General features: G+C 44.0%; 22 protein-coding genes. 10 read left to right on the plus strand and 12 right to left on the minus strand.

Annotation, left to right across the window (positions count from 1 at the left end; all coding sequences use genetic code 11):
* Positions 1–3: 3 nt before the first annotated feature.
* The 11 genes from fpoM to fpoA form a co-directional block, all read right to left on the minus strand.
* On the minus strand, positions 4–1491 hold the full coding sequence (gene fpoM, locus BP621_RS06470; RefSeq protein WP_292388622.1) for a F(420)H(2) dehydrogenase subunit M: 1488 nt from the start codon (positions 1489–1491) through the stop codon (positions 4–6).
* Complete coding sequence (gene fpoL, locus BP621_RS06475) at positions 1491–3509, minus strand: F420H2 dehydrogenase subunit FpoL (RefSeq protein ID WP_292388623.1); 2019 nt, start codon at positions 3507–3509, stop codon at positions 1491–1493. The genes fpoM and fpoL overlap by 1 nt, the downstream gene beginning before the upstream one ends.
* A complete protein-coding gene (gene fpoK, locus BP621_RS06480; protein ID WP_292388624.1) occupies positions 3503–3805 on the minus strand; it encodes a F420H2 dehydrogenase subunit FpoK in 303 nt (100 codons plus the stop codon). Before fpoK ends, fpoL begins: the two co-directional genes overlap by 7 nt.
* Positions 3802–4053, minus strand: a complete 252-nt coding sequence (gene fpoJ, locus BP621_RS06485; RefSeq protein WP_292388625.1) for a F420H2 dehydrogenase subunit FpoJ — start codon at positions 4051–4053, stop codon at positions 3802–3804. The genes fpoK and fpoJ overlap by 4 nt, the downstream gene beginning before the upstream one ends.
* Complete coding sequence (locus BP621_RS06490) at positions 4043–4333, minus strand: NADH-quinone oxidoreductase subunit J (RefSeq protein WP_292388627.1); 291 nt, start codon at positions 4331–4333, stop codon at positions 4043–4045. The genes fpoJ and BP621_RS06490 overlap by 11 nt, the downstream gene beginning before the upstream one ends.
* On the minus strand, positions 4330–4740 hold the full coding sequence (gene fpoI, locus BP621_RS06495) for a F420H2 dehydrogenase subunit FpoI (protein ID WP_292388628.1): 411 nt from the start codon (positions 4738–4740) through the stop codon (positions 4330–4332). Before fpoI ends, BP621_RS06490 begins: the two co-directional genes overlap by 4 nt.
* Before the next feature lie 4 nt (positions 4741–4744).
* Positions 4745–5785 (minus strand): F420H2 dehydrogenase subunit FpoH, encoded by a 1041-nt coding sequence (gene fpoH, locus BP621_RS06500; protein WP_292388629.1) that lies wholly within the window; start codon positions 5783–5785, stop codon positions 4745–4747.
* A gap of 5 nt (positions 5786–5790) precedes the next feature.
* Positions 5791–6915 carry a F420H2 dehydrogenase subunit FpoD gene (fpoD, locus tag BP621_RS06505; RefSeq protein WP_292388630.1) on the minus strand — a complete coding sequence of 375 codons (1125 nt, stop codon included), beginning with the start codon at positions 6913–6915 and terminating at the stop codon, positions 5791–5793.
* 9 nt (positions 6916–6924) lie between these two features.
* Positions 6925–7401 (minus strand): F420H2 dehydrogenase subunit FpoC, encoded by a 477-nt coding sequence (fpoC, locus tag BP621_RS06510; protein ID WP_292388631.1) that lies wholly within the window; start codon positions 7399–7401, stop codon positions 6925–6927.
* A 101-nt stretch (positions 7402–7502) separates the two neighbouring features.
* Positions 7503–8057 (minus strand): F(420)H(2) dehydrogenase subunit B, encoded by a 555-nt coding sequence (fpoB, locus tag BP621_RS06515; protein ID WP_292388632.1) that lies wholly within the window; start codon positions 8055–8057, stop codon positions 7503–7505.
* Positions 8045–8419, minus strand: coding sequence for a F420H2 dehydrogenase subunit FpoA (gene fpoA, locus BP621_RS06520; RefSeq protein ID WP_292388633.1), 375 nt, complete (start codon positions 8417–8419; stop codon positions 8045–8047). The genes fpoB and fpoA overlap by 13 nt, the downstream gene beginning before the upstream one ends.
* A 780-nt stretch (positions 8420–9199) precedes the next feature.
* Between fpoA and BP621_RS06525 the strand changes: the two genes are divergently transcribed.
* The 6 genes from BP621_RS06525 (at position 9200) to cofC (ending at position 15291) form a co-directional block, all read left to right on the plus strand.
* On the plus strand, positions 9200–9361 hold the full coding sequence (locus BP621_RS06525; protein ID WP_292388634.1) for a 4Fe-4S binding protein: 162 nt from the start codon (positions 9200–9202) through the stop codon (positions 9359–9361).
* The gene (locus BP621_RS06530; protein ID WP_292388635.1) at positions 9358–10635 is read left to right on the plus strand and encodes a phytoene desaturase family protein; all 1278 of its coding nucleotides are present in this window, start codon (positions 9358–9360) and stop codon (positions 10633–10635) included. The genes BP621_RS06525 and BP621_RS06530 overlap by 4 nt, the downstream gene beginning before the upstream one ends.
* A 34-nt stretch (positions 10636–10669) precedes the next feature.
* The gene (cofG, locus tag BP621_RS06535) at positions 10670–11671 is read left to right on the plus strand and encodes a 7,8-didemethyl-8-hydroxy-5-deazariboflavin synthase subunit CofG (RefSeq protein ID WP_292388647.1); all 1002 of its coding nucleotides are present in this window, start codon (positions 10670–10672) and stop codon (positions 11669–11671) included.
* Between the two features lie 26 nt (positions 11672–11697).
* Positions 11698–12828 carry a 5-amino-6-(D-ribitylamino)uracil--L-tyrosine 4-hydroxyphenyl transferase CofH gene (gene cofH / locus BP621_RS06540; protein WP_292388636.1) on the plus strand — a complete coding sequence of 377 codons (1131 nt, stop codon included), beginning with the start codon at positions 11698–11700 and terminating at the stop codon, positions 12826–12828.
* Between the two features lie 56 nt (positions 12829–12884).
* On the plus strand, positions 12885–14039 hold the full coding sequence (gene cofH, locus BP621_RS06545) for a 5-amino-6-(D-ribitylamino)uracil--L-tyrosine 4-hydroxyphenyl transferase CofH (protein WP_292388637.1): 1155 nt from the start codon (positions 12885–12887) through the stop codon (positions 14037–14039).
* Between the two features lie 625 nt (positions 14040–14664).
* Positions 14665–15291, plus strand: a complete 627-nt coding sequence (gene cofC / locus BP621_RS06550) for a 2-phospho-L-lactate guanylyltransferase (RefSeq protein ID WP_292388649.1) — start codon at positions 14665–14667, stop codon at positions 15289–15291.
* Between the two features lie 246 nt (positions 15292–15537).
* On the opposite strand, the gene BP621_RS06555 is transcribed toward cofC, so the two are convergent.
* Positions 15538–17037 carry an APC family permease gene (locus BP621_RS06555; RefSeq protein WP_292388638.1) on the minus strand — a complete coding sequence of 500 codons (1500 nt, stop codon included), beginning with the start codon at positions 17035–17037 and terminating at the stop codon, positions 15538–15540.
* 712 nt (positions 17038–17749) lie between these two features.
* On the opposite strand from BP621_RS06555, the gene BP621_RS06560 reads away from it, so the two are divergent.
* From BP621_RS06560 to BP621_RS06575, 4 genes are all read left to right on the plus strand, one after another.
* On the plus strand, positions 17750–18361 hold the full coding sequence (locus tag BP621_RS06560) for a TetR/AcrR family transcriptional regulator (RefSeq protein WP_292388639.1): 612 nt from the start codon (positions 17750–17752) through the stop codon (positions 18359–18361).
* An 88-nt stretch (positions 18362–18449) separates the two neighbouring features.
* Positions 18450–19967: a tetraether lipid synthase Tes gene (gene tes, locus BP621_RS06565; protein WP_292388640.1), complete on the plus strand. Its 1518-nt coding sequence runs from the start codon at positions 18450–18452 to the stop codon at positions 19965–19967.
* A gap of 549 nt (positions 19968–20516) precedes the next feature.
* Positions 20517–20693, plus strand: coding sequence for a 4Fe-4S binding protein (locus BP621_RS06570; protein WP_292388641.1), 177 nt, complete (start codon positions 20517–20519; stop codon positions 20691–20693).
* Positions 20690–21913 carry a digeranylgeranylglycerophospholipid reductase gene (locus tag BP621_RS06575; RefSeq protein ID WP_292388643.1) on the plus strand — a complete coding sequence of 408 codons (1224 nt, stop codon included), beginning with the start codon at positions 20690–20692 and terminating at the stop codon, positions 21911–21913. Before BP621_RS06570 ends, BP621_RS06575 begins: the two co-directional genes overlap by 4 nt.
* The last annotated feature ends 179 nt before the right edge of the window (positions 21914–22092 follow it).

The raw sequence follows: 22092 nt of genomic DNA on the forward strand, positions 1-22092 counted from the left end.
TTCTTACACCCCCAGGGCAGCAGCGAGGCTTACTATTGCTTCTGAACTCGTAATCATCATATTAAGCACCGGATTCGGGTTCAGGCCGAAATAAAGCACAAGAAGAGCAATTACGCCCATCGAAAAAACCTGAAGGGAGTTTATGTCCCTGACATCCCCAAGCTTCTCGTTATAAACTCCGAACATTGCCCTCTGCATTGCCCAGAGATAGTAACCTGCGGTAATCACTATTGCCAACAGGGCAAGCAAGACAAAACCAGGCAGGTTGACGTAGCTGAAGGCCAGCACCAGGAACTCGGCAATAAAGCCAGTCAACCCTGGCAGGCCAAGGGATGCCATAAACCCAATCATCATAATCACAGTCAGCCTCGGCATCTTCTTTGCAAGTCCGCCAAGGTTGTTAATTATCCTTGTGCCTGTACTGCTCTGGATAACGCCTGCAGACATGAACAGGATGCTCATTATAAGTCCGTGGGAAAACTGCTGGAACATAGCACCTGAAACCGAAAGGGTAACAAGGCCTGCCGAACCCAGTAAAACATATCCCATGTGGCTCAAACTGGAGTAAGCGATCATACGCTTGAGGTCTTTCTGTCTCAGAGCTACAAGAGACCCATAAAGGATGCTGAAAGCCCCAAGGAAGCCCAGCAGCATTATCATCAGCTTGGGATTGCCAGTATTCGGGAGCATGGGAAGTGAGATCCTGAAAAGCCCGTATCCTCCGATTTTGAGCAGAATAAAGAGTACACTGCCTGCGGTTGGGGCTTCGGTATAAGCATCCGGAAGCCAGGAATGAAAAGGGAAAGTCGGCAGCTTTGCAAGGAACCCGAAAATGATTGAGAGAAAAATTGCATTTCTTAGCAGGCCGGACCCTAAAAACTGGAATTGTGCGACCAGCTCCCTTATGTCAAATGTAGGAACCCCGGTCTGCTGCCAGGAGGCATAGAAAAGCCCGAAAATCCCAAGAAGCATTATCAAAGAGGCAACATGCGTGTAGATAAAGAATTTATAAGATGCATGAACCCGTTTTTCTCCTCCCCAAATGTTCACCATGAAGAAAAGAGGAATCAGGGTAAGCTCCCAGAAGATATAAAATACCATGAAATCAAGGGCTACGAAGACCCCTATAACTGCAGCCTGCATGGTAAGGATCAGCCCATAAAATCGGTTAGGGGCTTCTCTTTCTTCCTTCCAGCTGTAAAGAATAAGGAATGGGATAACTATTGCATTCAGGAGGATAAGGGGCATGGAAATGCCGTCAATTCCGACGGAATAGTTAGCCCCAAGTGAGGGAATCCACTCGATTGACTCAAAGAACTGCATGGCAGCCGTACTGCTGTCAAAGTTCAGGTAGGCGTCTAGAGTAAGGCCGAGAGTCGCAAGGGATCCTAAAAAAGCCAGGCCTGCGGCCTGATCTTTCGTTTTTGTGAAAAAAGTCACTGCTGCGAAAATCAACGGCACCAGAATCAACAGTGATGCGACCGGCAGCATCAGAGTACCTCCATTATTAACTTAACAAGTATGATCAGCAGGCTCACACCCGCAATTACTCCAGTTGCATAAGTCTGGATAACTCCGGTCTGAACTCTCCGGAGCTCCTCACTTACACCGACTGTAAGAATTCCGATCCCTTCCACGACACTGTCAATGATCACATCAAGAATCTGCAAAAGGAAAGCGATGACTCCGTATACGATTCCGAGTGAGAAGAATTCGGTATATATCTCATGCTGGTAATAACGCTTGTAAAGCAGCCTGTAAATCGGATTCTTCATGGAAGCAAGCGGCCCGAGTTTAATTATCCTTAGATAATAGATCATAAAGGCAATTGCAAAACCTGCAACAGCAACTATCATCGGAAGCCACAGAACAAAGACAGGCTCGTGCCCTGCTGCCTCTAAAAGCTCATTTTGACCTATGACTGCAAGGCTTCCTATATCAAGATTCACGAAGCGGTTGGCAAAGGTCTCTTCAAGGAAAGCCGTGAACCCTGTTTTTGTCAACCCACCGAATACAAGGGCAAACAATGCTAGGATGGAAAGAGGGATGGTCATAATAGCAGGTGACTCGTGTCCCTGATAGTTGCTTCTAGGCTTCCCGGTAAAGGTCATGAAGATCAGCCTGAAGATATAAATTGAAGTAAGGAGTGCAGCCGCAATTGAGAACAAATAGGGAACCCAGTTGTTGCTGTGTTCTCCGAAAAGGTATGCAGCTTCAATAATTGCATCCTTTGAGAAGAAACCGCTTGTTTCTATTGAGGTTCCTGGAATTCCAAAGCCTGCAAGGGCAAGGGCTGCAATTGTCATAGTAGCTGCTGTAACTGGCATTACCTTTCCTAGGCCTCCGAGTTCCCTCATGTCCTGGGTGCCTACTGCGTGAATTACGCTGCCTGCACAGAGGAAAAGGAGTGCTTTAAAGAAAGCATGGTTGATCAGGTGGAAGAGAGAAATACTGACTGCTTCAATTCCGATTGCCGAACCCAGGCCAAGGCCAAGCATCATGTATCCAAGCTGGCTTATGGTTGAGTAGGCAAGTACACGCTTGAGGTCGTTCATTACAATGCCCATCGTGCCTGCAAAGAGTGCAGTAAAGCCTCCAAGGTAGGCGACCACCATAAGAGAGTCAGGGGCTGCAATAAACATAGGGAAGGTTCTTGCAACCAGGTAGACCCCGGCAGTAACCATTGTTGCGGCATGGATAAGGGCTGAAACCGTTGTCGGGCCTTCCATTGCGTCAGGCAGCCAGACATGCAGGGGGAACTGCCCGGATTTTCCTACGGCTCCTCCGAAGAAGAGCAGAGTGATAATAGTAAGGTGGCTTATTTCAAAGCCGAAAATGTTTGCCTGAAGCGCAGACAGCTGGGGGATGTAGCTAAAGATTTCGTCAAAGCGGAGCAGATATGTTCCGTCCGAAAGTCTTCCTGCAAGTTTCAGTAGATCGGAGGTCAGTACAATTATTCCTGTAAGGAACATCACGTCTCCGACCCTGGTTGTCAGGAAAGCTTTCTTGGCAGCCGCTGCAGCCGAGGGTCTTTCGAACCAGAAGCCGATCAGGAGATAGGAACACAGCCCTACAAGTTCCCAAGAAACAAAGAACTGAAGGATGTTGTCCGAAAGCGCCAGAGAAAGCATTGCTGCGGTAAAGAGAGCCGTTTCTGCAAAATACCTGGACTCTCCTGGGTCACCGGAAATATAGCTAACTGCATAAATATGGATCATCAGGCTCACAAAGGAGACCATTGACAGCATTACTGCTGCCAGAGGATCAATTAATATTCCGATATTGAGCACTGCAAACCAGGGATAGGACTGGCTTATAACCTCGTTGGGGTTGGCTAGCAGCCTGAGAGTAATCATTAAAGAGATTACGAAGGAAACGGTAATTGCCAGTATAGGTACTATTGCGCCACCTGATGGCATTTTCCTGCCGAAGAAGAAGGTGATCACAAAAGCCAGTGCAGGAAGCAGTGGAATTATAAATGCAAGTTCTTCCGGAGCCGTTTTTACCACCTCAGGATTTTGAGCTCATCAAGGTTGATCTTGTCGTGCATTCTATAGATTGCCATGAGGATTGCAAACCCAACTGCTGCTTCGGCAGCTGCAAGGGCAATTGAGAATATGGCGAAAACTTGCCCGTTAAGGGTGTCCGTGTAACTGGAGAAAGCTACCAGGTTCAGGTTTGCAGAGTTGAGCATAAGCTCAATGCACATAATCATCCTGATGCCGTTTTTATGTGTCATTACACCATAGAGTCCAATTGAGAAGAGCAAGGCTGCAAGCCCCAGGTAAAAGATTAAAGGAATCATTTATTGCCCTCCCCTTTTGCCATGTAAATTGCTCCTACGAGGGAAGCAAGCAGGACAATTGAAAGGATCTCAAAAGGCGCTACATAATGAGTAAAGATCAGCATGCCTATGCCCTCGATATTACTCTGGTCAGCCGGATTTTGGGGAAGTTCGGAAACTGTGTTCCAGGAGGTCCCAAAAGCCCCGACTACTACAACAGCTGTAAAGAGCAAAGCTACGAGAAAGGCTAAAGGGCGATTAATCCTCACCGGGTTCCCCTCCTATCTCGTGCTTTGTCAGCATAACCGCAAAGAGAATGAGCACTCCTATTGCTCCGATGTAAACGAGTACCTGAATAACTCCCAGGAACTGAGCATTCAAAAGAATGTAGAGAGCTGCGATTCCAAACATGCACATGATCAGGGCAAGCCCGGCCCGGACAATATCCTTTGCATTTACCACAAAGACTGCAAAGAATACCGTAGCGATAGCAAGAATCCCGAATACGGCCATTTCCAGAGCTGATCCAATTGTTTCGAGTCCGATCATCTCTCGTCACCTTTCTCAAGATCAACTTCCCTGGCGAGTTTTTCAGGAGTCATAAGCAGGTCTTTGTGATGCCATTTAACAAGACCTTTAGTGTATTCCTTACCGCTTGAAAGCGCGCCTTTAGGACACTGGTCGATGCAGAGCCCGCAAAAAAGGCAGTGGCCTATGTCAATCTGGGGAAACCAACGCTGTTTTACGCTGCCTGGAGCAATTGGAGCTTTTACGATCTTGATTGCGGCATTGGGGCAGGTATTGGCGCAGATTCCACAGCCTATGCATTTACTTTTATCAAGTATCTGAAGCCCCCTGAACCGCTCGGAAAGTTCACTGGGTTTTTCAGGATACATCCTGGTTACGGTAGGCTTTGTGATATTTCTAATCGCGTACTTAATGTTTTTAAGAACCATGATCTCACGCTCCCAGGTAAAGTCCGAGCCCCACTGCCCAGACAAGGTTCAAAAGGGCAAGCGGAAACATCTTCTTCCAGCTCAGGTCGACAACCTGATCGATCCTGAATCTCGGAACAGCCCACCTGAGCCCTACAATTACCATAAGTACGAAGATAGTTTTTATAAGCAGGAAACCTGTAGGGGCAATAAGGCCAAGCACCGAATTGTTTGCAATAAAACCTGGTACATTCCAGCCGCCAAGGAAAAGGAGGGCTACGAGGAAAGAACCAAGCACCATATGCATATATTCGGCAAAGAAACCGAGCCCGAAACGCATTCCACTGTATTCCGTAATCCAGCCTGCTATGATTTCTTCTTCGGATTCGTTCTGGTCAAAGGGAAGCCTTCCCATATCAGCCATAAGGGATACGAAAAATACAAAGCAACCAAGGGGCTGGAGGAAAATATTCCAGTGCAGGCCCTGAGCACTCGTAATATCTACTATGTTAAGGGAGCCTGTCATGACAGCTACACTTATGATTGAGATTCCGAGAGGCACTTCATACCCTACCATCCTGGCGAAGTTTCGGAAAGCCCCGAGCAGGGAATATTTACTATTCGAGCCGTAACCCACCATGAAAATCCCAAAAATGGATAATGCAGATACTGCTTCGATGTAAAGTACGCTGATGTCCATCTCGGTGACTGCAAGCGGATATTCGACCCCATTAATAAAAACCGCACCCACGGGAAGGGCAACCAGCATAAGAAAAACAGAGCCTATCATGAAAATGTTAGCATTATTAAAAAGTAAACTATCAGCATTCTGGGGTTTTATATCTTCTTTAGTAAAGAGTTTGATTGCATCGGCTACAAGCTGAAAAATCCCGTATTTTCCTACGCGGCAGGGGCCCACCCTTGACTGGATATCGGCAGAAAGCTTTCTCTCGACCCAGACCGCTCCCATTGCTGCGAGGAAGATAGCTCCAATCATAACAAGGCCAACTATTCCACGGACCCAGGGAATTAAAGGTGCTATATAATCAGGAATCACTACTGTCATAAGAATCACCTGTCCGCCTCACTGGTACAGCCGTCCATGCTGCCCGAGATTGCTGCTACGTCTGCAACAGTAGTGCCTATGATAAGGGGAGGCAGTGCCTGCAGGGTGGGATAGTAAGGACCCCGGATTTTTACTCTATACGGTCTGTCTGAACCGTCGGATACCATGTACATCCCCATTTCTCCCCTGGGGTCTTCCACTCTATAGAAGACTTCTCCTGCTGGAACTCTCATTACAGGCGTTCTCCTGCCATATAGGGTATTTTCCGGAAAGAGAGGACCGTCCGGGATCTGGTCCAGGCACTGTTCCAGGATATAGATGCTTTCCCGAATCTCATTAAGCCTGACCTGGACTCTTGCAAAACAGTCTCCTGCGGTTTCGGTGCAGACCTTGAAATCCAGATCTTCGTAAACCAGGTAAGGCTCGTTTTTCCTGATGTCAAAAGGCACACCGGTTGCACGCAAAACAGGTCCTGAAACCCCGAGATCCTTTGCAGCATCTGCAGTCAGAACCCCGACTCCGACAGTACGTTCCCTGTAGATCCTGTCTGTGTGAAACATTTGCTCGAAGTTATCGATTTCTTTTTTGAGGCCTTTAAGGACAGGGAGGGTTTTTTCTTTAAATCCATCCGGAAGATCGTTGCGTACTCCTCCGAATTTCAGATAACTGTGAGTAACCCTTGCCCCTGTTACCATATCTATTAGGCTGAGAACTTCTTCTCTTTCCCTGATCGCGTACATGAACATAGAGACAAAGCCGATAAATTCTGCAAATTCCCCTATACCCAGCAGGTGGCTCTGAATCCTTGTAAGTTCTTCAAGAATAACCCTGATATATTTAGACCTCTCAGGTGGTTCGATATCCAGTAATTTCTCAACACAGCCTACAAAACACTCTTCGTTTACAAGAGCTACAAGGTAGCAGATCCTGTCCACAATTGTGATTCCCTGGAGGTAAGTCCTGTTCTCCAGAATCTTTTCAATGCCTTTGTGAATGTAACCCAGTTCAATATCAGCATCAATAACTGTTTCCCCTTTTAACCTCAGGTTTAGCCTGAAAGGTCCGGGCTGCATGGGATGCTGAGGGCCTAGGTGTATTATCATCTCATTTGGTTCAAGACGTTCTTCCATTTTTCACCCTCACACCAAATTTCTGGCTGTTTTATTCGGAAAGCCCTCGTAGTCTTTCCTGAGGGGCCATTCTCCAAGCATCTCTTCCGGAAGTATCAGTGGCTTCAGGTTCGGGTGGTTTTTGAACACAATCCCGTAGAGTTCGTAAGTTTCCCTTTCGTACCAGTTTGCATTCCAGTACACCGATACAATGGATTCGATCTCCGGATTTTCCCTCGGAAGTATGGCTTTCAGCATCAAAACCACAGGATGATTGTATGAAGCGATATGATAGACGACCTCGAACTCATTCCTTTTTATGTAGTCCACCCCGCAGACGACGCAGAGATGGTCAAATTGAAGGGAATCCTTAAGGTACTGGCAAACTTCTTTCACCTTCTCCTTATCCACGTATGCCCTGGCGCGGATTTTTGATTCGACGGCTGCTTCGGAAATTGCCTCAGGAAATGTACCTGTTAATGAATTGAAAATCTCTGTGACATCCATAATTTTCCCCCAAATAATTCTGAAATTTAATTCTGAGATTTCAGAAAAAATCAGTAAGCTTAACTCAATAAGCTTAATTCAATAAGCTTAATTCAACAACCTTAATACTCCGTGCCAAGGTCTTTTTTGGCCTTTATTTTCTCCTGGAGTTCTACAAATCCCTGGAGCATGGCTTCGGGCCTTGGAGGACATCCTGGAACGAAAACATCGATTGGAAAGATTTCATCAATGTTCTGAACCGTGCTGTATGATTCATAGAATGGGCCGCCACTAATTGAACAATCTCCAATAGCAATGACCCACTTAGGAGAAGGCATCTGTTCCCAGAGCCTCTTCAAAGCAGGCAGGTATTTCTTTGTCACGTAACCGCTGATGAGCATAACATCGGCCTGCCTTGGGGAGTTTCTTGGAATTATCCCGAAACGGTCAGTATCATAGTGGGCACAGCCCATAGCAATCATCTCTACCCCACAGCATCCCATAGGCTGGACCATGAACCACATTGAATTTTTCCTTCCCCAATTGATAAGATCCTGAGCCTTAGTCTTCTTGAGGAAGTCACTGATCGCACTGGCGGTTGTTGTAATAACCCCAGGAATTTCTTCTACAGAGGTCTCATTTGGTGTACTCGTTTTTTTCCCCTTCACTTCACCCACGTAAGGGCCCCCTTCTTCCAGAGATAAATGTATCCAAAGAGTAGTATAAAGATAAAGGCAAACATCTCAACTAATGCGATTGAGGTAATCCCATGTCCCTTATAGACTGTAGTCCAGGGGTAAAGGAAAAGCACCTCTACATCAAAGAGCACAAAAGCGATAGCATAAAGATAATACTCAACATTGAACTGGATCCTTGCAGTTCCTGTGGGAACCGAACCTGATTCATATGTCGTGTATTTGCCGGCTGCCTTGCTTCTCGGGCTCAGTTGCTTTACCATAAACATTGTCATTGGAGGCATAACGAGTGCCACGACAAGGAATATTGCAACTGGTATGTAGCTATCAATTATTCCAGACATTCATATCACCTATTAAGTGCAGCAACCTGAATTGCAGCATTACATGACATGGATTGTGGGTTTTTGGACAAAAAATTGCATCCGAACATCCGGGTGGTTTAAGGGAAATGGCTTTCGGTCCAGACACAGGTCCCTTTGGAAATGCCTGAATCCACGGGTCCTTAATTTCAATAAAAGGGCCCCTGTATACAGACGCTTGCTTCCGGGCTCTGAAAATTTAGATTCCTTTGCCCGGGATTATATAATAAATTGTCAGAAGTGCAGGAGAGCTCCTGCTTCAAGCAGCATAGATTCAATTGAGTGAAACTAGTATGATTAATAGTTAAGATTAGTTAGCCCCACCAATTAATAAGGAGTTATTTATAGTTATTTGCTAGATATTTAATATTATATAAATATATAGTTTAAATAATTAAAAAACATTTTCTTGAAATATAGATATGTCTAAAAAATCAGAGTAAAACCATTAGTCCGTTTACGAAATTAAATCTAAATCATAACAGGTTATTATCCTGAGATTACTGAATATAACAATAATATAACTTATGATATATATAATTAATTTTCAATAAGTACAAATAATTATATATAGACATTAATTGTTTCAGATTTAATAAAAAGTTTGCATATATAATATAAATAATCGTGATTAATTTAGAATAAAAAGGTTTTCAGGCAGCTGTTAAAAATAAAAAAAATAAAGGACTGAGAATCCTGAGAATACACTGTACCAATACATTATAATAAGTCTTTTCATGATAGAAAAACTGGTGGAATCGCATGAAGATTAATGATAACTGTGTAGGGTGCGGCCAGTGTGCTTCTTTTTGCAAAAAAGGAGCAATAGAGGTAAAAGGAAAGGCACTAGCTACTGACGCCTGCGTAGACTGCGGAGTCTGTGTTCTCTACTGCCCTGTTAAGGCCATAGAGGTGCTGGCGTGAAAGCGGTTGTAATTGGTGCGGGACTTGGAGGGCTCTTAAGTGCGGCCAGGCTCTCAAAGGCAGGATGCCAGGTAGACATTTTTGAAAGGCTTCCCATCACAGGAGGAAGGTTTACAAACCTCAGTTACAAAGGATTCCAGCTTTCGAGCGGAGCTTTCCATATTCTTCCTCATGGACCTGCAGGTCCTCTAGCTCAGTTTCTCAACGAAGTCGGAGCCGATGTAAAGATTGTGAGGTCAGATATTATAACCGTGCGCGTGCCTCTGAAAAAAGGCAGCCAGGATTATGAGAAAGGCTTCAAAGATATTCCGTTTAACGATTTTTCCACACTTCTCTCGCATAAAGACCGCCTGAAGATTGCCTTTCTTATAGTAAGTACGCGAAAGAACCGCCCTTCAGGAAGCACTTTGCAAACATGGATCAGATCACAATTTAAGGATGAGTGGCTTGTGAGATTTGCCGATGCTTTCTGCGGTTGGGCATTGAGCCTTAAAAGTGACGAAGTTCCTGTGGAAGAAATTTTCGAGATAATTGAAAACATGTACAGATTCGGTGGCCCAGGCGTTCCCATAGGCGGATGCAAAGGAGTAATTGATGCTCTGGAAAGTGTGATTGCTGAAAACGGCGGAAAAATTCATACTGAAACCGAGGTTTCAAAAATCCTTGTGGAGAACGGAAAAGCCGCAGGTGTACTTGTTGGCGCGGAGGCTCATAAAGCAAATCTGGTCATCAGCAATTTGGGACATGCCGCAACGGCATGCCTTTGCGCGGAGGCTCTGTCAGGAGAAAAAGATTCTGGATACCTCAGAAGACTTGAAACCCTGAAGCCTTCTGCCGGCATAAAGATTTGTCTTGCTGCGGACGAGCCGCTTGTGGGGCATTCGGGTATCCTTCTAACCCCATATGCAAAAAGGGTAAATGGGATAAATGAGGTTACGCAGGTCGATCCGAGACTAGCTCCACCTGGCAAGCATCTTACAATGTCCCATCAGTACGTAGCCCCTGATAATGTGAAAAATCTTGAGTCTGAAATTGAACTGGGGCTTCAGGACCTTAAAGAAATCTTTCCCGACAAAAAATACGAAACTCTACTCATCCAGTCATATCACGACAGCTGGCCAGTAAACAGGGCAGCCTCAGGTATGGACCCCGGTAATGAGACTCCTATTCCCGGACTTTATGTCGTCGGGGATGGAGCCAAAGGCAAAGGGGGCATCGAAGTCGAAGGCGTAGCTCTTGGTGTAGCTGCAACTATGAAGAAAATCCTAGGCTGAAATTCTAGAAAACAAACCCAGCAGGTGTTTTATCATTCCACCGAAAAATCCCAATTTTGTAACATATTCGAAAAACGTTTTCATTCCTGTAACCAATATTTGCAGGAATCGCTGCGGTTACTGCGGCTTTCGGCGGGAGCCCGGACAACCGGGTGCCAGGCTCATGAAGCCCGGAGAAGTTCTTCCTGTACTTGAAAACGGGGTAAAGGCAGGGTGTACCGAAGCCCTTTTCACCTTCGGGGAGTATGCAGAGGAGGTTTCGGAGTATAGGAAGTGGCTTAAAGAACTTGGTTATTCTTCCACTATTGAATACCTTCTTTTACTCTGTGAAGCTGCAATCGATAGTGGAATCCTTCCTCATACGAATGCGGGAATTATGACGCGCTCGGAGCTGAAGGCTTTAAAGCCTTTGAATGCAAGCATGGGGCTGATGCTTGAGAGCACGGCAAGCCTGGACGCCCATAAGGACTGTCCCGGTAAACTTCCCGAACTCAGGCTTAATACCATCCGGGAAGCAGGAAAACTCCAGATTCCCTATACTACCGGTCTCCTTGTAGGAATTGGAGAGAAAAGGGGAGATAGAATAGAGTCACTCGAGGCTGTTGCAGCTCTCCACAGAGAATACGGGCACATCCAGGAGGTTATTATCCAGAATTTTGCCCCAAAGCCTGGAACGCCCATGGAAAACCTTTCTGCACCCTCAATAGAAGAAATGATTGATACTATCTGCCTGGCCAGGCAGATTCTTCCACCTGACGTTGCAGTGCAGGTTGCCCCAAACCTTATAGACCCAAAGGCCCTTATCGCAAAAGGGGTGACTGACCTGGGAGGTATATCCCCATTGACAATTGACTGGATCAACCCCGAAGCCGAATGGCCGGATGTAAAAGACCTGCAGGGTAAACTGAAGCCTATTTTGCTCAGGGAACGCCTGCCAATTTACCCTCAGTATGTAAGAAAAGGGTGGTACTCGGACCGGATAGGCGGACTTATAGAACAACTCTCAGATAAGGAAGGCTACAGGAAAAAGCCCTGAAAAGGGGTACGCGGAGAAATTATAAAATGAACAAAAGGATTCCCGAAGATCTCATAGAACGCGCATACCAGGGGAAGAGCACAAAAGAAGATGGGCTCCTGCTTCTAGAGGTACATCTTTTTGAACTCTTCAGGTTTGCGGATGAACTCCGCTCCCTTACGGCAGGAGATACAGTTACTTACGTAGTGAACAGGAATATTAATTTTACCAGCCGCTGTGTGGGTACCTGCGGATTCTGTGCATTCAGGACAAACAATGGTAGAGTCCTCAGCATCGAAGAAATTATGGAAAAGGTTAGAGAAGCTGAAGTGGCAAAAGCCACTGAAGTTTGTATCCAGGGAGGCCTGCTCCCGGATGTGGGTATGGACTTTTACCAGGGAATTGTAGAAGCCATAAAAGCCGAATTTCCGGAAATGCATATTCATGCTTTTTCTCCTATGGAAGTTTACCACGCTTCTCGTATCAGTGGAATAAAGGTAAATGAAGCCCTTTCAAGGCTGAAGCGAAGCGGGCTTGATACAATGCCAGGAACTGCAGCCGAAATTCTCTCTGACCGCGTGAGGAAAATTATCTGTCCTTCAAAACTCAGGACTGCGGAATGGATTGAAGTGGTCACACAGGCACATGCTGCAGGAATCCCTACTAATGCAACCATGATGTACGGGCATGTCGAAACTCCAGAAGAAAGAATCAAGCATATCCTGACTATCAGAGAGATTCAGAAGGAAACTGGCGGAATTACCGAATTTGTTCCCCTGCCTTTTATGCCTTATAATAATACAATTGGAGAAAAAATGATTCGAGAGGGCAGGTACTCTACTCCTGGTCTCGAGGATCTGAAAATCTATGCTATTTCACGTATCCTTCTTCACGAATACGTAGATAATATTCAGGCAAGCTGGATAAAATTGGGGAAGAAGCTGTCCCAGTTTGCTCTCCATTGCGGTGCAAACGACCTTGGAGGCACACTTATGGAAGAAAGTATTTCCAGATTGGCAGGAGCCTCCAATGGAGAAAGCATTTCTGTTGAAGAGCTGGAATGGATGATCTACGGAGCCGGTAGGATACCAAAAGAAAGGACAACCCTTTACAGAGGAGCACATAAACTGGCTTCCAGGAATCCTGGAAGGATTACCGGGTGTGGAGCCTCAGAATAAGCCGGACAATCAAGTAACAGTCAGGGAAATTATGGAATTTTAAAAAGGATGATCGGATGTACACGAAAAAACCGACAACTCCAGAAGACGTAGTTGAAAGGGCATACAAGGGAAAATGTACTAAAGAGGATGCCCTTCTTCTGCTTGAAGGAAACCCTTTTGAGCTATTTGAGCTCGCCAATAATCTGCGCGCCAGTACGGTGGGCGATACTGTCAGCTATGTGGTGAACAGGAATATCTATATCACAAACAAATGTGTTGGAAACTGCGGGTTCTGCGCCTACAGGACAGAAAAAGGATATATCCTGAGCGTTGAAGAAATATTGGAAAAAGTAGGAGAAGCGAGAAAAGCTGGAGCTGTGGAGGTATGCATCCAGGGTGGATATACTCCGGAAGCTGACATGGAGTTCTATCTTGAGATTATAGAATCAGTAAAAGCCGAATTTCCTGACCTGTGTATTCATGCCCTGTCCCCTATGGAAGTAAATTACGCAGCAGGAATCTCAGGCATGTCGGTTGAAGAAGCCCTGCGCAGACTTAAAAAAAGCGGGCTTGATTCCCTTACCGGGACTTCGGCCGAGATCCTTTCTGACAGGGTAAGAAAGATTATCTGCCCTGGAAAAATCAATACCCAGAAGTGGATTGATACCATAACTGCAGCACATAAAACAGGGATTTCCACCAATTCCACTATCATGTATGGACATGTTGAATCCCTTGAAGAACGCCTGGACCATGTCTTTATTATCCGTGAAATCCAGAAAGAGACAGGCGGGTTTACGGAACTTATCCCTATGGCTTTTTTGCCTTATAATAATCCTATAGGGGAAAAGATGCTTGCATCCGGAAAATTCTCGACTACAGGGCTTGAAGACCTCCAGCTCATTGCTATTTCCCGCGTAATTTTGCATACTTATGTTAAAAATATTCAGGCCACATGGGTAAAACTAGGAAAAAAACTTGCTCAGGTAGCTTTACAGTGCGGAGCAAACGACCTTGGAGGCACGCTTATGGAAGACCAGATTTCCACAGCATCAGGAGGCAGCTATGGTGAATATGTGTCTCCTGCCGAGTTCGAATGGATGATAAAAGGGGCAGGAAGAATCCCTATGCAGAGGGATACTCTATACCGTAAAGTGGAGCGAAATTTTCCTAACAGGGTAGACCCCCTTCCCAGTTTAGGAAAGACAAAGATAGGCAGTAGAGAGTAAGCGCCCGAGTCGCAAGCCTTTTGAGAAAATTGCTTGCCCGCAAACCTTTTGAGAAAAGGTTTGATCGAAAACCTCAGCAACGTTTGAGTTTGATTACTTTATCCCCGAACCCTATCGGCGTGATCACAACCCTTTTCAAAAAAGGCTTGACCGAAAACCTTGGCAACGTTTGGATTTGAAGACTTTGTCCCCAAACCCTATAGGCGTGATCAACCGGCGCAACGGTTGCGGGTCAACGGTTTGCGAAAATCCCTAGTAACCTTTAGGTTTGAGGACGGCACGAATTCAGTTCAGGCAAAGTTGCAGCTCCCAAGTTTGGACTCGGGAGCGCTGTCCGTTTCGCTCACTTCGCTCGCTTAAGCGGACTAATTTAAAATATAGAAAAACTGAATTTCGCCTGAGAGGATGAGTTTTAGAAAGCTAATTACTTTCCATGTACCTCTTTCAGTGTGATTAATTATCTAAAATAAGCCAGAGTTGGTGAAAGCGCCTGCAAGCCGGAACCAGAAGAAAAACGAGTTTATTTTTCCGGGCCGCAGGAGTTTTAATTAATTATATAATTTCAGTGAATTAAGCTTAATATTCGTTTATATTTATGTCCAAACCCAGATTTCCAGGAATCCAGATGAAAGCCGTAATCCCCTTTAAAAAAGCCAGTGCAAAATCCAGATTGTCTCCTGTCTTGACTCGGGAAGAGCGAGAAGAGTTTGTGGAACTGATGCTGAATCAGGTAATAGACACCCTTAAGGAAGCCGGTATAGAAACAATTGATATTCTCAGTCCTTCAATGTACGGGCTTGAGAATATGAAAAAAGCCAATGTGCTTCTTGATAAAGACGATCTGAACGAGGCTCTTAACAGGTATCTTGAGCAGGCTGAAGAACCGGTTATTATTTTTATGGCTGATCTTCCCCTTCTTTCTCCTAAGCACGTAAAGGAGATAATATCTACTAAAAAGGATATCTGTATCGTCCCTGGAAAAGGTGGAGGTACCAATGCCCTTTTTATAAGGGACCCTTCGAACTACAGGGTAAGGTATTATGGTTCAAGTTTTCTGACTCATTGTTCAATTGCAGCCGATTCAGGGCAGAATTTTGAAATATATGACTCTTTCTTCGCAGGTACGGATATTGATGAACCAGAAGACCTGGTAGAACTTCTCATACATGGAAGAGGACCTGCAAAAGACTACATTGACCGAAAGTTCAAAATCGAAGTCAGCAGAGGAAGGGTTGGACTGATTCCTCTTTAAAAACCCTCTTCTTTGACCTAAATTTCATACAATTTGTCTGTACATTTTAATATTAACTAGTTTTTATAGATTAGTGGACTATCAAAGGATAAAAACTATTATTGGAATATTTGAAATTATAGAAAAAGAGAATAGAGAGCATATAATGAAGATAATCTCATGTATTTTTATCTAATAAAAAGATAGAACCATCTCAGGTTCTATCTTCTGGAATTTAAAGCACAACGGCTGTCACACTGGCAGAACTCAGTCCGCAAGAGTAACGACTTCGTGCTTCTTTACAGTCTTTAATTCGTTCTGTAAGTGAACCCAGATAGGTACATACAGGAGAAGCACAACAAAACCAACCGTTGTGGCAATCCACCCGCTTTCCAGAGTGCTGATATATACGATTCCAATTAGGAAGAAGGGGATGTTCAGAATTCCGGTTGCAAAAGCTATCTCAGTCCAGCCGCGAGGAGCTTTGAAGGGTCTTTCCAGTCTTGAAAATTCAGGATTCTTTTTCGATTTTACGTAGGCAAAGAGACTCATCCCATTTGCGACGATGTACCCAACTGCAGAAGCTGAGAGAATTGCAGTCGGACTCCCAAGAAGGATCAGGCACATGTTGAAGAGACCATCTGCGATCATTGCATTCACAGGGTTCCCGTTAGCGTTCAGTTTTCCAAAGACAGCTGGCAGGTTACCTTCAATCGCCATTGAGTAGATCGACCTTGCCGAAGACAGAAAAGCAGTCTGGATGATCAGGATCATGGCTGCAACCAGCATGAGAATCGCAATTGAGCCTCCAACCGAACCTAAAGAAAGCTTTGCAAGGGGAAGCATCGGAGAGACCGTGTCTGCAAGTACGCCTTTAACTCCTAGAGCCCCTATAACCGAGGTCTGGACGAGCACATAGAGCACAAGGCAAATTAGACCGCAGACCAGCAGAGCTTTTGGCGTATCGGTATTGGGGTTCTTATACTCTGGCCCAAATATTGCTGCACTTTCCCAGGCAACAGCACTCCATTCGGTCATTGCGAAAAGCCCGAGGATAATTAAGATATGCTTTAGGTCCCAGGACCAGTCCTGAGGCAGCCAGGCACCTGTAATGTTGGTAAGGTTGAAGTCTCCAGTAAAGAATGGAGCAAGGGTAATAACAACCAGGGGCAACAGTGATACCACAGCCAGAATATACCCAAGGGTAGCTCCGTTTTTGAGTCCTTTGGAGTTTATAATGATCATGGACCCAAACACTAGCGCTCCGACTGCTAAGTTGAAGAGAGTCTGGGGAATAGCGCTAAAGATAGGGAGCATCCCGTGCAGGTAAGTCCCGATAAGGATAGCATAGATCCCAATTACTGGGCTCCAGCCTAACCAGTAACTCCAGGCACTGAAACCTCCTATGAATTTTCCTATCAGCCTGGATCTTTCACTCATGTTTTCATCTGTATTCGAACCAAAAACAATCTGAGTATAACCTGGTAGCCCTGAAGCCTTGGGTAAAACAGTTGCAAGCTCTCCGAACGAAATGTTCTGGAAAAAACCCAGAAGGACGGTTAAACCCCAGACTATTATTGAAAGAGCCCAGACATAATTGGTGAGGTAGCCTATGGAAGGTAAAATCAATAATGGAACACCAAGAGCAATTGCAAGTCCCTGTTTCCAATCAATCGTCCTTTCGAGTTCTTTTGCTTCACATATCACCTTACTGCACTGAGGACCGTGTTCCCAATCTACTCCTGAACCGCTACTTTGTCTACTCAAAAATAACACCTCTTATATATTTGGTTTTATAAGAGGCAGGGGCAGCCGACCTTCCATTAAAAAATTATAAATAGAACTCATTTTGCCAGCCGGCTTGAAGTTGAAAATTTTTTTGTGGAAGATATCGAACCTCATCTTCTATATGGCAACGGTAACATCTTTTCTGTCGCAGTAAATGGTTAAATTAGAAAATTTTTGATCAAACTCTACTTCTGCAATCATTTTTGGCATCTCTCAGGTTTAATAATAGTTTAGTCCAAAGTCTACATAAAGGTAAACAGAATCCTAATTCCGATTTAATGCTATATAACTATTTCTCTTTATATCTGTTAAAAAGCAGAAACGTATTAATATAATAATAAAATTTAATAAATTATTACTACAAGTTGTGGATTGAACTCAGGTTAATCAGTAAAGAATTTGCTCATATAGTGCCTGCCTCAAAAACAATTTTTATTCCCATAATTTATGAGAGTTCTAAAATTAATTTCCTGGTCAGAAGCTCAATTGACATTTTCAAAAATGAGCTTCAAAGAAGTAGATTTTAAGTTTTGGGGTTTTCTCATCCAAAAACTTTAAATAAAGAATATCGTTATTAATCTATGAATGTAAAACCCAATGATTCATTGGTATTAATACTTTAAATTTTGAATAGAATCAAGATATTATATAGTCAGCAAAAATCTGAGATAGCTATTTCCAGAGGAGAGCTATGAGATCTTTCACAGATGAAGAAAGAGAGATTATAAGAAGGAAAATTATAGACCGGGGCAAAGATTGTTTTGCAATATACGGAATCAAGAAAACGAGCATTGAAGATCTTACCAAAGACCTGGGAATTGCAAAGAGCTCTTTTTATTCCTTTTTTAACAGTAAAGAGGATCTCTTTCTACAGATATTTAAGGAAGAGCGGGAAGCCTTAAAAGACAGCTTACTCGAAAATTCCTTCCTTAAATACAGGACGGAACCTGATAAAGCTGTAAGAGCTTACCTTCATTACTTGCTGAATATTGTGAATAACCATCCAATCTGGAAAAAAATTTTCATAGAAAAAGAATACGTTGAGCTGACAATCTTCCTGTCTTCTGAAGAAAAAATTAGAAATATTCATAGAGAAAACGTGGCAATGATTCTACCTTTTTTTGAGGAGTGGGCAGATGCTGGTCTTCTGATTAACAAAAATGCCAGGATTCTTGCTGAAACCACATGCGCGGTTTTTTCCCTCACCCGTTTCAGGAATGAAATTGGAGATGAGGATTTTCCGGAGATTATGGATTTTTTTATTGATCTCCTGGCAAAGAGTATTGTAAAAAGAAATGTGTAGAACCAAATACAGGATATAGAATTTTCCTGAAAAGAAACAGGTTTTTTAAAACCTGAATACTTATCAATGACGTGTATAAGGTGTTTGAATGAAACGCATTTTATCTGTTTGTCCAGAGTGCAAAAAAGTTCTTGATTCCACTTTGTTTGAAGAAAATGGCAAGATAATGATGAAAAAAATTTGCCCTGAACATGGAACCTTTACGGACATTTACTGGTCGGACAGCAAACTATACGACAGGTTCAGGCGCTATTCTTATGTCGGCAGTGGAGTTTCCAATGGGACTAACTCTTCTTCCTGTGGCTGTCCCTGGGACTGTGGAATTTGCTCCAAACATAAAACAGGGACATTGCTTGCAAACATTGACGTCACCAATCGCTGTAACCTCAATTGTCCGGTATGCTTCGCTAATGCCAGAGCAAGCGGTTTTGTATATGAACCAGACTTTGAACAGATTAAAGAAATGATGCTGACTCTCCGAAATCAAGAACCTGTTCCCTGCTATGCCGTCCAGTTTGCAGGAGGAGAACCTACAGTTAGGGAAGACCTTCCTGAAATTATTGAAACAGCTCAGAAACTTGGGTTTTCGCAGATTCAAATTGCAACTAATGGTGTCAGACTAGCAAAAAGCCAGGAATACTGTGAAGCCTTGAGGGCCGCAGGGCTCCATACTGTATATTTATCCTTTGACGGAGTCTCCGATGAACCATACAGGGCGACCCGGGGATTTAATGCTTTTCCTGTAAAACAAAAAGCTCTTGAGAACTGCAGGCAGACAGGCCTGGATAGTGTTGTGCTCGTGCCCACCCTGATAAAAGGCATTAATGATCACCAGGTTGGAGATATTGTCCATTTTGCGGCTAGAAATGGGGACGTAGTGAGAGGTGTAAACTTCCAGCCAGTAGCGTTCGCGGGCCGCATTGATCAGGCCCTACACAAAGAACAGAGAATAACAATTCCTGATCTAGTAGCACTCCTGGAAGAACAAACAGAAGGAGAAATTCCCAGTTCAGCCTGGTATCCTGCATCTGCTGCAGTCCCCATCATTCGGTTCGTGAGTGCGGTGCGAAGGGTTCCACTTCCCGAGTTCACGGTGCACCCTCTCTGTGGAGCCGCCACTTATATCTTTGAGAGCAAGGGAAGGCTAATTCCGATAAGTGAGTTTGTGGACGTGGACGGGTTCCTTGAGTTCCTTGAGAGCGTTACTCCAGAATTTGAAGGGCAAGGTTCTAACGTAACGAAACTTGCAAAAGTTCTCTATCATATTCCGCGCTACATCGATGAAGCCAGAAGCCCAAAGGATCTTAACATAGTCTCCCTGATAAGTAATTTTCTTAAAAACGGCACAAGAGAACATGCTGCCCAATTCCATCGAAAATCACTTTTCTTCGGAGCTATGCACTTTCAGGACCTCTACAACCTGGACCTGGAAAGGGTCGAACATTGCGGAATTCACTATGCTACCCCTGATGGCAGGGTAATTCCCTTCTGCACTTATAACAATTTTCACAGAGAAGGAGTAGAAGCAAGGTATTCAAAACAATATAGAAAAAATATGGAGCTTGAGACGGAACCTCTGGACGTTCAGGAAAGAGGAGCAGCTTGATTTCTCCTGTTTTCTTTATGCAATGAATTTAGAAATTTAGGACTGCTTCTTGGGACTTCAGGCAGGTTTTCAGTCTGTTCCAGTTTAAAAATAAACTCATAACAATTTCTCTTAAAAAGCAAAGATATAATTCATGGTGGTGTAATACAAAATATTTATATTAGAGAGAAAATTAACTGAAAGAAATTTTTATACCCAATGCATTAGTTCAATAGAGCCAATAACTTTAACTGGACAAATACATTAATTGTGAAAACTATTCGGAAGAGTAAACATATAATGAATAAATCGAAATTCTGATCTGACCTTCCTGGTAATAAATTTTAAGATGAAAATATACCTCAGAAAGTCGAAAAGTATTCATTGACATAAAAAATAAAACCTTAAAAATATAATAATTAAAAAGAACTTTCAGGACTCTATTGAAGTCATCAGTAAAAATAATGTAGCATCATACTGTCAAGCTTTTAGATCCATGTCACATTATTTGCAAAAAAGAGGATGTCTGCTGGAAATATTATAATACTTTTAAAATTTACAGGTGAGCTGGTGAGCCTTAAGATAAACAGATTTAAGTGTGGATACTGTGGTGCCTGTGTGGGTGTCTGCCCAAAGGGAGCACTCGAACTTGTAGAGACCTGGGTTGAAGTAGATGAAAATACGTGCATGTCATGCGGGATATGCGATCGCATCTGCCCTGTGGGAGCAATTGAGGTAATGAAATGAAGGACATGTATGACGTTTTAGTGATAGGAGCAGGTCCTGCAGGTTCCATTGCTGCTAGAACTGCAGCCGAAAAAGGACTGGATGTACTCTTAATCGAGAAACGCCAGGAGATAGGTGATCCTGTACGCTGTGCCGAAGGCGTGAACAAAGCAGATCTCAAAAAATACGTGGAAATTGACAAGAGATGGATTTGCGCTGATCTTAATGCTTCCCATATTTACGCGCCGGACGGTACAAAGATAGAGATGGCAGAAGAAATCGCTGGTGGAGAAGTGGGTTACGTCCTTGAGAGAAAAGTGTTTGATCGAGCCCTTGCAGAACAGGCCGCCGAAGCCGGGGCGGAAGTTAGGGTAAAAACCAGAGCAACTGGCCTTATCATTGAAGACGATTTTGTCAAAGGAGCCAGGCTCATGCATCTTGGAAAAGAATATGATGTGCGGGCCAAGATAGTAATAGGTGCTGACGGAGTCGAATCAAAAGTGGGCAGATGGGCAGGCATCGATACTTCCTTAAAGCCGATAGACATAGAGACCTGTGCCCAGTACCTGATAGCTGGAGCGAACATAGATCAGCATCACTGCGAATTTTACACAGGCAATGAAATTGCACCGGGCGGCTATATATGGGTCTTTCCGAAAGGCGATGGAAAAGCCAATGTAGGGATTGGAGTTATCGGGAGCAAGACTGGAAAATTCAAGCCAAGGCCTGTAGACTACCTTAACAAATTTCTGGAAAAGAAATTTCCTGATGCCAGGATAGTTGAGATGGTTTTTGGAGGAGTTCCGGTTTCGGGTAGCATTGAGAAAACTTCCACTAACGGGCTGATGCTAATTGGAGACGCTGCCCGCCAGTCCGACCCTATCACAGGCGGTGGAATTCTTAATGCAATGGATGCTGGAAAGATAGCAGGAGAAGCTGCGTATGCAGCTATATCCACAGGAGATGTTTCCCTCGAAAAACTTGAAGAAGTTTATGAGAAACCATGGAGAGCAACCCTGGGGCACGACATTGACATGAGCCTCATTGTAAAGAACTGCTTTATCAACCTGAGCGACGAGGACCTGAATTCACTTGCCTATTCCCTGAAAGATGTAAAATTCGAAAGAATGAGCCTTCTTGACCTGCTACAGGCTCTCTTTAAAGCCAATAAAAAACTTCTCTGGGACCTTCGAGTACTTTTCAAAGATGCCGCAAAAGAAGTGGTAAAGAGTAAGATGTAATGTAGAGTAAGGTAGAGTAAGATGTAACGCCTGAAAACTCAGGCGTCTTCTATTTACAAATTTCCTTTTTTAGTCACCTTACAGGAAGTTCTCTCATCTCAAGTCATCCAAACACAACCGTTGCGCCGGTTGATNNGGTTGATCACGCCGTTGCTAGGGTTTTCGATAAAACCTTTTTT

This window comes from Methanosarcina sp. UBA5 (genome assembly GCF_002505485.1).
Taxonomy (GTDB): Archaea; Halobacteriota; Methanosarcinia; order Methanosarcinales; family Methanosarcinaceae; genus Methanosarcina.

Coding starts and splice junctions, on each gene's coding strand:
- fpoI (WP_292388628.1), bottom strand. CDS start 4,740: ATGGTTCTTAAAAACATTAAGTACGCGATTAGAAATATCACAAAGCCT.
- fpoH (WP_292388629.1), bottom strand. CDS start 5,785: ATGACAGTAGTGATTCCTGATTATATAGCACCTTTAATTCCCTGGGTC.
- fpoM (WP_292388622.1), bottom strand. CDS start 1,491: ATGCTGCCGGTCGCATCACTGTTGATTCTGGTGCCGTTGATTTTCGCA.
- fpoA (WP_292388633.1), bottom strand. CDS start 8,419: ATGTCTGGAATAATTGATAGCTACATACCAGTTGCAATATTCCTTGTC.
- BP621_RS06575 (WP_292388643.1), top strand. CDS start 20,690: ATGAAGGACATGTATGACGTTTTAGTGATAGGAGCAGGTCCTGCAGGT.
- fpoK (WP_292388624.1), bottom strand. CDS start 3,805: ATGATTCCTTTAATCTTTTACCTGGGGCTTGCAGCCTTGCTCTTCTCA.
- cofC (WP_292388649.1), top strand. CDS start 14,665: ATGAAAGCCGTAATCCCCTTTAAAAAAGCCAGTGCAAAATCCAGATTG.
- fpoC (WP_292388631.1), bottom strand. CDS start 7,401: ATGGATGTCACAGAGATTTTCAATTCATTAACAGGTACATTTCCTGAG.
- tes (WP_292388640.1), top strand. CDS start 18,450: ATGAAACGCATTTTATCTGTTTGTCCAGAGTGCAAAAAAGTTCTTGAT.
- cofH (WP_292388637.1), top strand. CDS start 12,885: ATGTACACGAAAAAACCGACAACTCCAGAAGACGTAGTTGAAAGGGCA.
- fpoD (WP_292388630.1), bottom strand. CDS start 6,915: ATGGAAGAACGTCTTGAACCAAATGAGATGATAATACACCTAGGCCCT.
- BP621_RS06490 (WP_292388627.1), bottom strand. CDS start 4,333: ATGATCGGACTCGAAACAATTGGATCAGCTCTGGAAATGGCCGTATTC.
- cofH (WP_292388636.1), top strand. CDS start 11,698: ATGAACAAAAGGATTCCCGAAGATCTCATAGAACGCGCATACCAGGGG.
- BP621_RS06560 (WP_292388639.1), top strand. CDS start 17,750: ATGAGATCTTTCACAGATGAAGAAAGAGAGATTATAAGAAGGAAAATT.
- BP621_RS06525 (WP_292388634.1), top strand. CDS start 9,200: ATGAAGATTAATGATAACTGTGTAGGGTGCGGCCAGTGTGCTTCTTTT.